Raw genomic sequence first — 243 nt, 5'->3', positions numbered from 1 at the left:
CACATAACATTCCCTAATTTTTTTGACTAGATGCTCTCCAATCACGAAAAGATGTTGGGCGTCCAGAAAAAGCTCTTTGCTTTGTAACAGATGGTTTTTCTTCAGGAGTCATTGTTTTTTCTTTAAGAGTCGCTGGTTTTTCTTTAAGCGTCACTGATTTTTCTTCAAGAATAGTCACAGCTGTTTGCATTTTCTCTAACTGTTCTTTCAACAATTGTTGTTCAATCTTTAAATCCGTAAGTA

The 243-nt window shown here is 35.0% G+C and carries 1 protein-coding gene; it reads right to left on the bottom strand.

Translation table 11 applies throughout. The features are described from left to right. Positions 1-13: 13 nt before the first annotated feature. Positions 14-243: hypothetical protein (locus MR107_RS30870; protein WP_242293212.1), on the bottom strand; the 230-nt coding region annotated here is incomplete at its 5' end.

The sequence above is a fragment of the Bacillus cereus group sp. BfR-BA-01441 genome (assembly GCF_022663075.1).
GTDB classification, from domain to species: Bacteria; Bacillota; Bacilli; order Bacillales; family Bacillaceae_G; genus Bacillus_A; species Bacillus_A cereus.
The sequence above is the reverse complement of the archived record's forward strand: the minus strand, read 5'-3'. Positions and strand labels throughout refer to the sequence as shown.